The sequence below is a fragment of the Nitrosomonas ureae genome (assembly GCF_900108305.1).
Lineage (GTDB): Bacteria > Pseudomonadota > Gammaproteobacteria > Burkholderiales > Nitrosomonadaceae > Nitrosomonas > Nitrosomonas ureae_B.
This window is the reverse complement of the sequence record NZ_FNUX01000003.1, coordinates 1-14,103: the sequence shown is the minus strand read 5'-3', so window position 1 is coordinate 14,103 and position 14,103 is coordinate 1. Positions and strand designations below refer to the sequence as shown.

Annotated in this window: 17 protein-coding genes; 8 read left to right on the top strand and 9 right to left on the bottom strand. The window is 43.5% G+C overall.

From position 1 onward, the window contains the following. Positions 1–104 precede the first annotated feature (104 nt). A complete protein-coding gene (locus C4S39_RS02665) occupies positions 105–650 on the bottom strand; it encodes an NUDIX hydrolase (protein ID WP_103965513.1) in 546 nt (181 codons plus the stop codon). 39 nt (positions 651–689) lie between these two features. Next, complete coding sequence (locus C4S39_RS02660; RefSeq protein WP_103965512.1) at positions 690–1,514, bottom strand: DUF2914 domain-containing protein; 825 nt, start codon at positions 1,512–1,514, stop codon at positions 690–692. Positions 1,515–1,634: 120 nt separating this feature from the next. Here C4S39_RS02660 and ligA point away from each other — a divergent pair, with 120 nt between their 5' ends. Next, positions 1,635–3,662 carry an NAD-dependent DNA ligase LigA gene (gene ligA / locus C4S39_RS02655; RefSeq protein ID WP_103965667.1) on the top strand — a complete coding sequence of 676 codons (2,028 nt, stop codon included), beginning with the start codon at positions 1,635–1,637 and terminating at the stop codon, positions 3,660–3,662. A gap of 25 nt (positions 3,663–3,687) precedes the next feature. On the opposite strand, the gene C4S39_RS02650 is transcribed toward ligA, so the two are convergent. After that, positions 3,688–4,257, bottom strand: a complete 570-nt coding sequence (locus C4S39_RS02650; RefSeq protein WP_103965511.1) for a hypothetical protein — start codon at positions 4,255–4,257, stop codon at positions 3,688–3,690. A gap of 100 nt (positions 4,258–4,357) precedes the next feature. Here C4S39_RS02650 and C4S39_RS02645 point away from each other — a divergent pair, with 100 nt between their 5' ends. From C4S39_RS02645 to C4S39_RS02620, 6 genes are all read left to right on the top strand, one after another. Continuing rightward, on the top strand, positions 4,358–4,507 hold the full coding sequence (locus tag C4S39_RS02645; protein WP_258039251.1) for a hypothetical protein: 150 nt from the start codon (positions 4,358–4,360) through the stop codon (positions 4,505–4,507). 310 nt (positions 4,508–4,817) lie between these two features. Then, entirely contained in the window at positions 4,818–5,363 is a 546-nt protein-coding gene (locus tag C4S39_RS02640) for a hypoxanthine-guanine phosphoribosyltransferase (protein ID WP_103965510.1), read from the top strand. A gap of 19 nt (positions 5,364–5,382) precedes the next feature. After that, entirely contained in the window at positions 5,383–6,129 is a 747-nt protein-coding gene (locus C4S39_RS02635; RefSeq protein ID WP_103965509.1) for an S-methyl-5'-thioinosine phosphorylase, read from the top strand. Next, a complete protein-coding gene (gene def / locus C4S39_RS02630; protein ID WP_103965508.1) occupies positions 6,119–6,652 on the top strand; it encodes a peptide deformylase in 534 nt (177 codons plus the stop codon). Before C4S39_RS02635 ends, def begins: the two co-directional genes overlap by 11 nt. A gap of 121 nt (positions 6,653–6,773) precedes the next feature. Further along, positions 6,774–7,706 carry a ParA family protein gene (locus tag C4S39_RS02625; protein WP_103965507.1) on the top strand — a complete coding sequence of 311 codons (933 nt, stop codon included), beginning with the start codon at positions 6,774–6,776 and terminating at the stop codon, positions 7,704–7,706. Next, positions 7,703–8,104 carry a hypothetical protein gene (locus C4S39_RS02620; protein ID WP_103965506.1) on the top strand — a complete coding sequence of 134 codons (402 nt, stop codon included), beginning with the start codon at positions 7,703–7,705 and terminating at the stop codon, positions 8,102–8,104. Before C4S39_RS02625 ends, C4S39_RS02620 begins: the two co-directional genes overlap by 4 nt. Positions 8,105–8,158: 54 nt before the next feature. Here C4S39_RS02620 and hemJ read toward each other — a convergent pair whose 3' ends face one another. Further along, on the bottom strand, positions 8,159–8,602 hold the full coding sequence (gene hemJ / locus C4S39_RS02615) for a protoporphyrinogen oxidase HemJ (protein ID WP_103965505.1): 444 nt from the start codon (positions 8,600–8,602) through the stop codon (positions 8,159–8,161). 120 nt (positions 8,603–8,722) lie between these two features. Between hemJ and C4S39_RS02610 the strand changes: the two genes are divergently transcribed. Further along, positions 8,723–10,228 (top strand): carboxypeptidase M32, encoded by a 1,506-nt coding sequence (locus tag C4S39_RS02610; RefSeq protein ID WP_103965504.1) that lies wholly within the window; start codon positions 8,723–8,725, stop codon positions 10,226–10,228. On the opposite strand, the gene pbpG is transcribed toward C4S39_RS02610, so the two are convergent. The 5 genes from pbpG to cheY form a co-directional block, all read right to left on the bottom strand. Beyond that, on the bottom strand, positions 10,225–11,079 hold the full coding sequence (gene pbpG, locus C4S39_RS02605; RefSeq protein WP_103965503.1) for a D-alanyl-D-alanine endopeptidase: 855 nt from the start codon (positions 11,077–11,079) through the stop codon (positions 10,225–10,227). The two genes, C4S39_RS02610 and pbpG, sit on opposite strands and share 4 nt — an antisense overlap. A 427-nt stretch (positions 11,080–11,506) precedes the next feature. Beyond that, positions 11,507–11,734: a hypothetical protein gene (locus C4S39_RS02600; protein ID WP_103965502.1), complete on the bottom strand. Its 228-nt coding sequence runs from the start codon at positions 11,732–11,734 to the stop codon at positions 11,507–11,509. 385 nt (positions 11,735–12,119) lie between these two features. Further along, positions 12,120–12,374, bottom strand: coding sequence for a helix-turn-helix transcriptional regulator (locus C4S39_RS02595; protein WP_258039250.1), 255 nt, complete (start codon positions 12,372–12,374; stop codon positions 12,120–12,122). Between the two features lie 138 nt (positions 12,375–12,512). Further along, positions 12,513–13,268: a protein phosphatase CheZ gene (gene cheZ, locus C4S39_RS02590; protein WP_103965501.1), complete on the bottom strand. Its 756-nt coding sequence runs from the start codon at positions 13,266–13,268 to the stop codon at positions 12,513–12,515. Positions 13,269–13,300: 32 nt separating this feature from the next. Then, positions 13,301–13,708 (bottom strand): chemotaxis response regulator CheY, encoded by a 408-nt coding sequence (gene cheY, locus C4S39_RS02585; RefSeq protein WP_103965500.1) that lies wholly within the window; start codon positions 13,706–13,708, stop codon positions 13,301–13,303. Positions 13,709–14,103 lie beyond the last annotated feature (395 nt).

Below are 14,103 nucleotides of genomic sequence, written 5' to 3'. Positions count from 1 at the left end.
GTCAGATGGTTATGATCCGCTTGCCGAATCAATGTCAGAAAATCAACACAATGCGTATAGATGCTGTTTGTACGTATCTTCCGGAATACTGACCATTGGCTAGTTTATGGGGTATTTTGAACTTTGTTAATCACATCGACATGTAGACCGAATTTTCCCTGATTGCGTTCCTTGAAATAGTGCTTGAGCGGGTCGTGAATGACCCGAAACGCCATTTCTTCCCACGGCATTTCTTGCTCGGATACCAGCTTGACTTCCAGGCTTTCGATTCCGGGCTTGAAATCGAGGTCTAGCAATTTTGCCCTGAAAATAAAATAAACCTGGCTGATATGAGGCAGGCTATATACTGCGTATAGATCGCCTATTTCCACGCGTGCATTAGCTTCTTCCAGGGTTTCCCTAGCCGCGGCTTGTGCCAGCGTTTCATTGTTTTCCATAAAACCGGCGGGCAAAGTCCACCAGCCTTTGCGAGGTTCTATGGCACGCTTGCACAATAAGATTTTATCTTCCCATTCAGGAATACATCCCACAACCATTTTAGGATTCTGATAATGAATGATATTGCAGGTACTGCATACATAGCGGGGTAAAGAATCACCTTCAGGTATCATCAATACGACAGTGGCACTACAGTTGCTGCAATATTTCATGATGCATCCTAGCTTGCTTATTCAGTAATATCAAAAAACTTAGTTTTGCGTGACGGTAAAATCCCGGGCCGCCAGTTGATTTCCCGATTCATCGGTTAATTCCACATGCCAGGAGCCTATTCGCTGGTGATCAAGTTGCTTGCTGGCGTGAGTGCGCCAATTGTCATTATGCACTTGCAAACGCAATTGTGAATCCAGTTTGTTATTGAAATACCAGTTAACCCGGATATTTTTCCCTTGCAGGTTTTGTAATTGCAGGTAGAAATGAATGAGCTTGGTTTCACTTGGTTTTAATTGTACAGTATCAATCGAATCAACAGGTTCGAGCGCTTTAATGGCATGAGTTAACAAGGCTCTAATAACTTCGGGTTGGTCCGATGTTTTATGTGGTTTGGATTGAGATGCGGTATGGGGTGCATTTTTGTCTGATGTATTGGATGAATCAGTAATAGAGCTTGTTTCTGGCTTTCTGGCGGGCAGGATTATGGTTTGGGGTGTGATTACGTTGTTGCCGGGCGCCGGGACTGATTCAGCAGGATGCGTGTTGACCGGAGTATTTAACTCAGATCCCGCTGAGGCATCAAGCGTATCGGGCTCAATCTCAATCTTTGCTGGAGAAAATGTGTTCTCAGGCGCGGAAATAACCGAATCATTCATGGGCTTCTCAGAGCTTCCGCTACTGAAAATTAAATAGCCGAGCAAAACTAAAATAGTTAGCAGCGCGAATGCGGCAATGGAAATTTTTCTCCAATCCAGAGATTCTTCATAAACGATTTCAGGTTCGGGGTAGATTTCTTCGATGGCTTGTGGAGATTCTTGTTGAATTTGAATGCGGATTTTTAATGTATTGTTATTGTTGCTCATGATGTACTTTTTGGGGCAAGATGAAGTCGCAGGATTAGTTTTTGACGAATGCGCAGTATAAAGGATTTTTGCTCAAGAACTGAAACCGCGTTTCACCGATATTCATTATACTTATTCAATATGAATGAAAAGATCGAGAAAATAAGACAATACGCACAACATTTACGTGCCGAGATCGAGCTGCACAATTACCGGTATTATGCGTTGGATAATCCAACCATTCCTGATGCCGATTATGACAAACTATTGCGCGAGTTACAGCACATTGAGCAAGACTATCCGCAACTCATCACAGCCGATTCTCCGACGCAACGCGTGGGCGCGGCACCGCTCAAAGCTTTTTCGCAAATTGTGCATCGTATGCCGATGCTATCGCTGAGTAATGCGTTTGAAGCGGTTGACGTGGAAGCCTTCGACCGGCGTGTGTGCGAAGGATTATCGGTAGATAACGTCGAATATGCTGTCGAGCCGAAATTTGACGGGCTGGCTGTCAGTTTATGTTATGAAGATGGAATTTTTAAAACCGGCGCGACACGTGGGGATGGCTATACGGGTGAAAATATCACGTTGAATCTGAGAACGATTCGATCGATTCCTTTATTGCTCCCGGTCTGGAATCCACCGCCATTGCTGGAAGTGAGAGGCGAAGTATTAATGTTGAAAGCGGATTTTCTGGCTTTGAATCAGCGTCAATCCGCTAAAGGTGAAAAAGAATTTGCCAATCCGCGCAATGCGGCAGCAGGGTCGTTACGTCAACTGGATCCCGGTATTACTGCAGCCCGGCGTTTAACTTTCTTCGCTTATGGCGTCGGGGACTATCAGGATGGCGACATGCCGCTGGAAAAACACAGTCAGGTAATGGCCTATCTTGCAGCGTTACATTTCCCTATTGCCAAAGAATGTGGTGTAGTTAAGGGGGCGCAAGAATTGTTAGCGTATTATCAAGCGATTGAGGTGCAGCGCACGCGCATGCCGTATGATATTGATGGCGTAGTGTATAAAGTCAATTCATTGGCACAGCAGGAACGGTTAGGATTCGTATCACGCGCACCACGATTTGCGCTAGCGCATAAATTTCCGGCACAGGAAGCGATCACGCAACTGTTGGGTATTGATATCCAGGTTGGCAGAACCGGTGCCTTGACGCCGGTTGCGCGCTTGAAACCGGTGTTTGTCGGTGGCGTGACCGTTACCAACGCCACTTTGCACAATGCAGATGAAATTGAGCGCAAGGATGTCCGCATTGGTGATAGCGTCATCGTTCGTCGTGCGGGCGATGTGATTCCGGAAATTGTATCGGTGATACTGGAAAAACGTCCGCCAGATGTGCGGGTTTTTGTAATGCCGGAGCATTGCCCGGTATGTGGCGCTAAAGCCGTGCGGCTTGTGGATGAGACGGTATCGCGTTGTACCGGCGGATTATTTTGTCCGGCGCAGCGTAAACAGGCGATTCTGCATTTTGCTTCGCGCCGGGCGATGGATATTGAGGGTTTGGGCGATAAGCTGGTTGAACAAATGATCGATCAGAGGATTGCGCGCACCCCGGCAGATTTGTATAAATTGGGATTAAGCGCGCTGGCTAATCTGGAACGTATGGCGGAGAAATCAGCCGGTAATATTCTGCGTGCGATAGAAAAAAGTAAACAGACAACATTAGCAAGATTTATCTATGCATTGGGGATTCGTAACGTTGGAGAAGCCACCGCAAAGGATTTGGCGGCTCATTTTGGCAGCCTCGACCGGCTGATCGAAGCCGGTAGTGAGCGTTTGCAACAAATTCCGGATATTGGTCCGGTGGTTGCGCAAAGCATCGCGGATTTCTTTGCCGAAGCGCATAACTGTGAAGTGATTGAACAGCTTCGCGCCTGTGGAGTGCATTGGAATGAGCATGAGGGAATATCCGCGTTAGCCGGAAACACCAAACCCTTGCAGGGCAAGACGTTTGTTTTAACTGGAACATTACCGGCCATGAGCCGGGAAGAAGCCAAGGAAAAGATTGAATTGCTGGGCGGCAAAGTGAGCGGTAGTGTTTCCAGGAAAACGGATTATGTCGTGGCGGGTGCTGATCCGGGCAGTAAATATGATAAAGCGGTAAACTTGGGAATAACTATTCTTGACGAAACGGGACTATTGGCATTGTTGCAATAATCCTTGTTTCGAATGGGGCGCCCGCTCATAAGGTATTGTCCTGAGCCAGCGTGAACGAACCGGTGTGCTCTCCATTGACGTTGTACTCATAGATTCCTGCGGGTAGACCATACACTTCCAGCGGAATGATTTTTTCATAGGGTACCAATGCCATTGTACAGGCTATACCTGATGGAAATGGATTAGGACCAATATGCAGCGTGATTTCAAATATATTGCCCTTCAATATTTGATTGATTTGTTGAAAATGTGCGCAACCATTAGAGAATTCTCCGCTGATTTTGAGAAAAACCTGAACCGGTGAGGAATCGGTCACGATAACTTCGACTTTTTCCTCATAGGTGACTGGTCCCGGAGTAATTGGAGTCTCGATGAAAGTAAGTAGCTTCCAAGTATTCGTCGAGCTGTCAAACTGAAACTCCGCTTTCTGAAAGCGGCCCGTTTGTGTTTCTGTATCTATACGGGGAATGGTCAACTTTCCATCTTTGTAGACCGGGTAATCAAAAGAGAGCGGGGTTTGGGAAAAAACGGGATTCGTCAATAATAAAACGATTGCGACTATTTTTAGCAAGTTTCCGATAAGATACATTTTCATTTTTCTTCATAAGATTACAGGGTGATATGGAATAGTACCTGTTCCAACAAACTATTATTATAACTAAATGAAATAAATCTAATTTAATTAAGTATATATTATGTTGAGTATCCAACAAGCGCAACAAATCCTGCAAACGGCGGAACTTATTTATTCCGAGCGGACAGTTACGCAAACAGTGCATCGTATGGCATTGGATATCACGCAGCGGTTATCGCAGCAACATTGGAGTCTCGATGAAAGTAAGTAGCTTCCAAGTATTCGTCGAGCTGTCAAACTGAAACTCCGCTTTCTGAAAGCGGCCCGTTTGTGTTTCTGTATCTATACGGGGAATGGTCAACTTTCCATCTTTGTAGACCGGGTAATCAAAAGAGAGCGGGGTTTGGGAAAAAACGGGATTCGTCAATAATAAAACGATTGCGACTATTTTTAGCAAGTTTCCGATAAGATACATTTTCATTTTTCTTCATAAGATTACAGGGTGATATGGAATAGTACCTGTTCCAACAAACTATTATTATAACTAAATGAAATAAATCTAATTTAATTAAGTATATATTATGTTGAGTATCCAACAAGCGCAACAAATCCTGCAAACGGCGGAACTTATTTATTCCGAGCGGACAGTTACGCAAACAGTGCATCGTATGGCATTGGATATCACGCAGCGGTTATCGCAGCAACAGCCGCTGGTTTTATGCGTGATGCGTGGTGCGGTGGTATTTACCGGACATTTGTTACCGCAACTTCATTTTCCGCTGGATTTTGATTATTTGCATTTGTCGCGTTATAACGAGCAACTCTGCGGCGGAGAAATTCAATGGCGGGTGGAGCCTGGAAAAAGTGTCAAAGATCGGGTTGTGCTGGTGCTGGATGATATTCTGGATGAAGGCCTTACGCTTGCTGCCATTCGTGACAAGGTGCTGAAGAATGGCGCGAAAGCATTTTATAGCGCGGTGTTTGCCGAGAAAGAGACAGGTAGGCCGAAACCCCTCCAGGCCGATTTTGTCGGGCTGATCGTTCCGGATCGCTACGTTTTCGGATTTGGTATGGATATACACGGCGCGTGGCGGAATTTACCCGCCGTTTATGCAGTAAAGGATTGAATTTAAGTTTGGGAGAATGATGTTTGCAATTATTGGCGGCAGTGGAATGACGCAATTATCCTGCCTGGAAATATCGCGCCGGGAAATTATACGTACCCCTTACGGTGAGCCTTCCGGTCCATTGACCTTTGGCAAGATGAGAAATGAAGATATCGTTTTTCTGGCACGGCATGGGCATGGACACACGATTCCACCGCATGCGATCAATTATCGCGCAAATTTATGGGCGCTGCATTCTTTGCAGCCATCGCATGTCATCGCTGTAGCGTCGGTCGGCGGTATTCGCGCTGATCTGGCACCGGGACGGCTAATGATTCCGGATCAGGTTATTGATTATACTTATGGACGAAGCTTCACTTTTTTTGAAGGCAAGGAACAGCCCGTTACGCATATTGATATGACCTTGCCATATAGTCAGCGCACCCGTGCATTATTGCTGCAAGCGGCAAAAAATGCCAACGAAGCAGTTTTCGATGGTGGAGTTTATGCCGCGACGCAAGGTCCCCGGCTGGAAACAGCTGCCGAGATCAACCGACTGGAGCGCGACGGCGCGGATATCGTAGGCATGACCGGTATGCCGGAAGCCGCGCTGGCAAGGGAGCTGAACTTAAATTATGCCAGTATTGCCGTGGTCGCCAATTATGCCGCAGGACGCGGCACTAACGTGAACGGTATTCCGTTAAAGGAGATTTATGCCGTATTGGAGCAAGCGATGAAGGGAGTTAGAAACATTCTGGAACATGTGGTGAGCTGCAATGGCCATTAAACCGGTACTCAAAATGGGCGAGCCATTGCTGCTGCAAGTGGCTAAACCTGTCGATCGATTCGATACCCCGGAACTGCATACGCTGATTCAGGATATGCAGGACACCATGGCGTATTTGAACGGCGCAGGCCTGGCGGCGCCGCAAATTGGCGTGAGCCTGCAAGTTGTCATTTTTGGATTTGAAAAGAATCAACGTTATCCCGATGCCGACGAAGTGCCCTTTACCGTGCTCCTCAATCCGCATTTGACGCCATTATCCGACGACAAAGAAGACGGCTGGGAAGGTTGCCTGAGCGTACCCGGCATGCGCGGCGTCGTACCACGTTATGCGAGCCTGCACTATCAGGGCTTCGATCAATACGGCTCAGCGATCGACCGCAACGTCAATGGTTTCCACGCGCGCGTGGTGCAGCACGAATGTGATCACTTGCAGGGGATTCTGTATCCGATGCGGATCAAGGATTTTCGTTCTTTTGGATTTACGGATGTGCTATTTCCGGGTCAAGTGGTTGTGGATGATTAGGTATTTGCGAGGCTAAATATTTTATGGCAAATAGAAATGTAGATGTAATTAGAGAAGAGAAAATTAATGGGTAATTTATTGTTGTTTGTTTAATTCTAGTTAGAATTATTAAGGAATGTTTATGGAAATTGTTGCTGTCATAAACTACAAGGGTGGTGTCGGTAAAACCACAGTAACAGCAAATCTTGCTGGTGAACTTGCTTACAGAGGTGAAAGGGTATTATTGATTGACATGGATGCCCAAGCGAGCCTAACATTTTCCTTCGTTACACCAGATAAATGGGATGATGCTTACAAAGCATCACTAACCATCAAATCTTGGTTTGATGCGATCAGCGAAGGAAAAGAGCCAGCTCCGCTAACTGATTATGTGATTTCACCAGATGTTAATCGTTTCCTAAAAAATGAAGGATGTATTGATCTAATTTGCTCCCATTTGGGATTAATAAATGTAGATTTAGAATTGGCCACTCTCCTTGGTGGCGTAAATTTACAACAAGCAAAGCGAAATTACATCAAAGTACATGGGAAGCTTCGAGAAGCAATCTCTGGGCTTGCTAACAGCGATGACTACGATATCGTGTTGATGGATTGTCCGCCCAACTTCAATATCGTCACTAAAAATGCAATTGTTGCAAGTGAAAAGATCCTTATTCCTGCCAAGCCTGATTATCTTTCAACTCTTGGAATCGATTACTTGCATCGTAGCGTTAATGAACTCGTCAAAGAATTTAACGATTATGTCGACTTAGATAATGGCACAGAGAAAATTAAGCCTGAAATACTTGGTGTTATTTTCACAATGATTCAGATCAATAGTGGTCAGCCAATTTCGGCACAAAGGCAATTTATCTCTCAAACAAAACGACTCGGTGTTCCAACATTCAAAAGCTATTTCCGTGAAAATAAAACAATTTTTTCTGATGCACCTCAGAATTTGAAGCCAGTAGTACTAAATTATTATTCGAATAGCACTCACGCTGATGTAGTAAGTGAGATTGAAGCATTCGTTGATGAATTTGAGGCTGTGCTTGAGAATAAGGGCAAAAAATGAATAACGGAAAATTTATATTTCAGAAAGTTTTTCGGCGACTTGCTCGTGCAATCGATAGGTTGAGTGAGGATGATCTGTCTAAGTTGAGTGATGATTCATACAATATCGAGATACGCTTTACTCGCAAAAGGAATAGAGACGAAACAATAAATCAGGTTAATGAAATTGATTTGGTGGATGTGATAAACAAACTTATAGCCTTTCCAAATAGAGAAGAGGCTCAACGCTTTCTCGACACACATTACTGTACACGCAAGTCGGTTGAGCCAATAGCGCGTAAACTTGATATTCCAATTTCTAGGCAAGACAAATTGGAAATTCTTCGTGATAAAATTATCGAAGCAACTGTAGGTGCGCGTATACGTTCGCAAGCTATTCAGGGTGATTCAGTGCGTTAAATTTAAAACAAGAAACCTCTGGGAATTTTAACGATACCTCTATATTAATAATATTTAATTAAGTAATCCGGAAATCCATTCAACCAAATCCGGTTTAACCACCACCAGTATTACTACTGCAAACAAAACAAGTACCGGAAATTCATTGAACCAGCGGTAAAACACGTGACTATGCGTATTGCTGTCGTTTTTAAACGCCGTGACAAATTTTCCGCAGTAATAATGATAGACGATCAGTATCAATACCAATGCCAGCTTGGCGTGCAACCAGCTTCCCGAGAAACCGTAGCTCAGCCAAAGCCACACGCCGAACACTACAGTCAGCACCGCGCCGGGGGTCATAATGCCATAATACAGTTTGCGCTCCATGATCTTGAAGCGCTCTTTGCCGGGTTGATCTTCGCATTGGGCGTGATAGACGAATAAGCGTGGCAGGTAGAATAATCCTGCGAACCAGGTGACCATAAAAATGATGTGCAGTGATTTTATCCAGAGCATGTTTGTGTGAATGATTAGTGTTAAAGTTGTACGAAATGGTGATTGTGATTTTAGCGCTATTCTCTGAGGCTAGGGGATTAAGTGTAATTATTAGTATTTTGATTAAAGAGTGGAATGACTATGAATCAACATTATCAAAATTTAGTACAGAAACTGGAAGAAATTGCTCATTTAAATGGCGTGATGAGTACGCTGGGATGGGATCAGGAAGTGATGATGCCTGCAGGTGCCGGTGAGGCGCGCGCGAAACAGATGGCTGCGCTGGCGGGGGTGATTCATGAGCGCATGACAGATCCTGCGCTGGGGGATTGCTTGAATGAGCTGAAAGAAAAAAATTCTGATTGCCTGGGTGAAGTGGAGCGCTGTAATATCCGCGAAGCGCTGCACAGTTATGAATTGGAAACCAAAGTGCCGAAGCAACTGGTGCAGGAGCTGGCAGAATTGAGTTCGCGCGGGCAGGGTATTTGGGTGATGGCGCGAAAAGAGAATAAGTTTTCCGATTTCGCGCCGGTGTTGAAACGTTTCCTGGCATTGAAAACCGAGTGGGCGCAGCGTGTATCGCCCGATTTGAAGCCTTATGATGCCAATATCGACCTGTTTGAGCGCGGCACCACGATGGACATGATCACGCCCATATTCGAACGCCTGAAACAGGAATTGATCCCATTGATCGAGACTATTCAGAGCCATCCTCTGCAGCCGGATACATCGTTCTTGCAAGGCAGATTTGCGTTGGATAAACAGGAAGCGTTAGCACGCAAAATCAGCCAGGATATCGGTTTTAATATTCAACAAGGTCGGATCGATGTGTCGGTGCATCCTTTTTGCGGTGGCAGCCATCCTACCGATGTGCGAATTACAACGCGCTATAAAGACAGTGATTTTATCGAATCTTTGTATTCGGTGATTCATGAGACTGGTCATGCACTGTACGAACAGGGGCGCCCGTGTGAGTTGGGCGATGTGCCGGCATCGGAATCATTAACGATGGGGATTCATGAATCCCAGTCGTTGTTCTGGGAACGCATGGTTGCGCAAGGCAAGCCGTTCTGCTCGCATTATTTCGATACGATTCGAGCCACATTTCCGGATAATCTGCAATCCGCCAATGTGGATTCGTTTTATCGCGCGATCAATACGTGCAAACCGGGTTTTATCCGTGTGGAAGCGGATGAAGTGACTTACCCATTGCATGTCATATTGCGCTACGAAATCGAGAAGGGTCTGTTTGACGATTCGATGCGAGTCGATGATTTGCCTGATATCTGGAATGAGTTGATGCGGAAATATCTGGGAATTACGCCACCCACTGATACCTTGGGCGTATTGCAGGATTCGCATTGGAGCGGCGGAGCGTTCGGGTATTTTCCTTCATATACACTGGGTGCGATATATGCCTGTCAGTTTTATACCGTATTGCTGAGTGAGCAACCTGAGACGGAAATGAACATTGCAACAGGTAATTTTTCGCCAATTAAAAGGTGGTTAAACGAAAAAATCCATCGCCAGGGCAGACTTTACACGCCACAAGAACTGGTGCAGCGTGTAACAGGTGAGGCTTTGAGTCCGGATCATTTTATTCATTACTTAACGACTAAATACAGTGAGATTTACCAACTGGGTTAGTTTGGTTTAATCTGATTGATCCCGCTAACCTGCTTACGGTTTTGATTGCTTTCTATCCATTTCCTGACACGATTTGCGTCACCGATACGGGTATTTTTACCCCACGAATTAAGGAGCACGATAACAACGGGCTGCCCGGAAATTTTGGCGTGCATGACTAGGCAGCGCCCGGCTTCATTCAGGTATCCGGTTTTGGAAACATCGATAGTCCAGTTCTGGCTGCGCACCAAGCTATTGGAATTGACATATTGCAACTGACCGCGTTTGTTTCCCGGAAATACGGAATGTTGTGATGCGGTGGAGAATTCACGTATGACACTATAGCGATTGGAGGCAGCGACCAGTTTGGCCAAATCGCGCGCACTCGATACATTATTGCTGCTCAATCCGGTAGGTTCGACAAATCGGCTATTAAGCATACCCATTTGTTTGGCTTTAATGTTCATGGCATTCACAAATGCCTGAGTGCCACCAGGGTAGGTACGCCCTAATGCTGCTGCTGCACGGTTTTCTGAAGACATCAGTGATAACTTCAACAATTCATGTCGCGAAAGCTTGCTGCCTACGGGTAAGCGGGAAGTTGTGTACTTCAGCTTGTCAACATCAGCACTCTCTATCGTGATGATTTCATTCGGTGATAATCGGGTATCCAGTGTGACGATAGCCGTCATTAATTTGGTGATGGAAGCGATGGGCATAACCTTATCGGCATTCTTGTCGTAGATGACGTGCTCATTCTGTGCATTAAAAACGAGGGCCGCCTGAGATTTAACGTCCAGATTGTTTTTTTGTGCCAGTGAACTGCCGGTATAAAAAAACAAAATACAATATAAAATAAATACTTGTTTCATTATTTTCCTTCTCAATGAGTAAAAATTGCAAATCAAATTTGTATTAATTCACCTATTTTTATGAGCGAGGAAAATATCTTTTAAGCATTTTATTATCAAGATATTTTTATTGGGGCCTTACTTTCTTCTGGGAATGATAATTTTGTGTGTAGTTTTAATGGATCGTTGCGATAAGTTATTTTAGATGATTATATCCACCAATATGATTGCGACAAATCCAAGAAAAAATTATTCAGTTTGCTGAGGGATTATCCATCCGCTCCAAGATATATTCTTGCGTTGGCACGCAAAACAATAGATCAAGCCAGTAGTCGCTTAATTTATTCAAATCATTATTCAATCGATACGATTGCTTTAGATGATAAAGCATAAAAAAACTATCTATCCAAACTTGACCTATTTATGGGTTTGCTCTACAGCTAATTAATTATTTACCAAAATTGGGCTGTTTTATTTTCGCAGGGCAGGTAATCATTTCACCGTCAGTACGATCTCTAATTTTCTCACCGTCTTTTTTGCCTTCGCATGACATTTTATTCAAGATATCCTGGGCAGATACTGGAGGCAGTGAAGACTCTTTGTTTCCGCTTGCCATTGTGACAGAAGATCCCAATAAAAAAACCAAACCGATTGCAGCGATCAGAAATTTGTTCATTTTCAACTCCTATATTAATGTTATGAAGGAAGCCAATTTTTATATACCTGACTTACCAACCATGAATTTATCACAATCAAGGCTGTAATGGCCATTTCTTTTTCAAATTAAAGAACTGGGGGAATGTGTATTTCTTGCGATTGATTGAGTTTAAATCAATTAAAAGTGATGACGAACTTTATAAGCCAAGATGGATTTAAGTACGAAGTGCAATTTTTATTCTTTGCTTTTTCTTAAAAGACATAAAAGCAATTGGATGGTTTGAGTTGGATTTCACTACTATCTTCTAGCTATCTTACCGTATGCGAGAAATTTTTTAGTGTTACGATTTGACGGTGATTTATTTCCAAACCTGTCTTTGCCTGCTAGCGGGGGTATTTTGTTGTTAAGCATGATCTGGAAGGCTAGCGGCGATGCGAGCTTGTGCCCATGCTTCTGCATCTGTGGCATGCCAGGTTATACAGTTTTCAGACAATTTGATGAGCTTGGGAAATGTGCCATTCTTATACCAGTTCCAAATTGTAGAGCCGGAAACGCCTAAACGCTGTTTTTGAGATATGGCAACCGCTGGATTGCGCGGGGGTGGAGTGCGATTTGTTGCGTAGTGTTCGCCATGTTTGTTCCTTATAAGGTTGCTCAAGCTTGCCCTGTGCGTCCTTGCATGGTTTTGTATATCAGATGCTATCGCGGGAAGAAATCCCTCCAAAATAAAGAAAATCAGAATCGCAAAACCAGAGATCAATTCATACAGTGATACCTGGAAAATTTTATGTGTAGCTCAGAAACCAAGGCTAGCCAGAAAATCATCTACTTGATCTTGATTACATACAACATCATTTCTTTTCTCCGGATTGGTGACCGGTCCATTCATAAGCCCTTCATCATCCGCATGGTTCTTCTTGACAGGGGCATTGGCCAACAATAGATCGATTAGATCTTTTTCTAAGCTTTGTACCATATGCGTAATTTTCTTGATTACTTGGCCTGTGAGATCTTGGAAATCCTGTGCCATCATTATTTCAAGCAATTGTGTATTGGTTGCATTAGTTTGTTCAGGTACTTTGTCAAGATATTGAAGTGTTTCAATAAGTAATGTTTTGAATATTTCAGTATCTGGATTCACTTGCTGAGTTTCAAAGGCTTGTTTCCATTTTTCGGATAGATAAATTGCATTATTTGCAAGCTTTTCTTGAATCGGCATCGCGATCTCAGTAGCGTTGAGTGCGCGCTCCGCAGCTTGTTCAGTTTTTGTGGCTACATAAGTCAGCTTATCTTGAGCTTCGGGCACTTCAGCAGCAATCTCTTGGAGACGTGTGTCATATCCTAATTCTCGTAAGCTATCATGTAAATTTCGTGTTAACAATCCAACCTGATCAATAACTTTTTTATCGGTTATTAGTTCCTCACTTTTTGTGAGATTAGTTTCAAAACTTTTTGATGCATCAGCTAATTGAATCGGTTTTCTGGATCTTTTGGGGGTGGGAATTTGATCAATTTCATTAACTTTTATTTTTGTCTGGTGTTTTGTATTCATAGTTAACTTACCTGTATGTTATTAAATGGGATTTACGCTTTCTCAGCTATCTTGGCTTTCATGTTCTGGAAAATTTTATTTAACTTCTCCTCAAGCACGGCGGCAGTAAATGGTTTAACGATATAACCGCTTGCACCAGCTTGAGCGGCAGCCACAATATTCTCTTTTTTAGCTTCAGCGGTAACCATGAGGACGGGAATATCCTTTAATATCGAATTTGCACGCACATGCTGGAGCATGGTTAATCCGTCCATATTGGGCATATTCCAATCGGATACAATAAAATCAAAATTACCATCCTGCAGTTTACGCAACGCAATTGCACCATCTTCAGCCTCGTCAACATTGACAAATCCAAGTTCTTTTAGAAGGTTGCGAACGATTCTACGCATAGTAGAAAAATCATCGACCACCAAGAATTTTAAATTTTTGTCAGACATACTTTTCTCCGTAAATAGCTATATCTTTTCGTAGTGCTGGAATTGCAAAATCTATAACTGACTAATTAAATGGTTTTGTTTGTATTAATCTCACCTGGTGTGTTTACGACAGATGATTATTAAAGTTTAGGTAAAATCAGAAAAAGATTGGGTGGGAATCGTACTTTAGATTTAGAGGTTTTAATGTGCTTCAGATGACGTTTACCGATATTTTTCGGAGGAGTATTTTTTGATTAATTAGTCATCCCTGAAAAAAGTACCCAACAATTGTTGTTGAGAAATTGAATCTGATATTTCCATTCAATGTGGAGAATAACTTTGGTTGGTTGGATTTTCATCGAAAGATTGGGAAATTTTGCAGCTTTCTCCATGGAAAAGACAACCAAAAAATGGCC